The following is a 357-nucleotide window of genomic DNA, read 5'->3' as shown; positions in this document are numbered from 1 at the left end:
GGCCCAGGGTACGGACACGCCGGAGGCGAGGATGGCCGCGGTGGGCCGGTTCTCTTCTCCTGCGGGGGCTTCGGCGAGGTGGTAGATGCCTTTGAGGAGCCCGTTGATGTCGAGGTTCTCTGGTTCCGCGGGTTGGGTGATGGGTTCGTTGTAGACGGTGAGGTAGTACATCACGTTTTTATCGGATGCAGCTTCAGCGTCGGTGCCCTCGGTGTCGGGGCCGTACATTTCTTCGAGGCCGTGGCGGATGATGTGGCCGATTTCGTAGCCGTAGGCGGGGTCGTAGGTTTTCACGGCGGGGTTGGTGGAGGCCAGGTTTTCACGGCGGGGTTGGTGGAGGCGAGGATGGGGGAGTGT

The 357-nt window shown here is 63.0% G+C and carries 1 pseudogene; it reads right to left on the bottom strand.

The features are described 5' to 3' along the window. Positions 1-357, bottom strand: a pseudogene (locus AB4Y77_RS23025) (pyruvate dehydrogenase (acetyl-transferring), homodimeric type); the annotation flags it as partial.

This window comes from Paenarthrobacter sp. YAF11_1 (assembly GCF_052113445.1).
Taxonomy (GTDB): domain Bacteria; phylum Actinomycetota; class Actinomycetes; order Actinomycetales; family Micrococcaceae; genus Arthrobacter.
The sequence above is the reverse complement of the archived record's forward strand: the minus strand, read 5'-3'. Positions and strand labels throughout refer to the sequence as shown.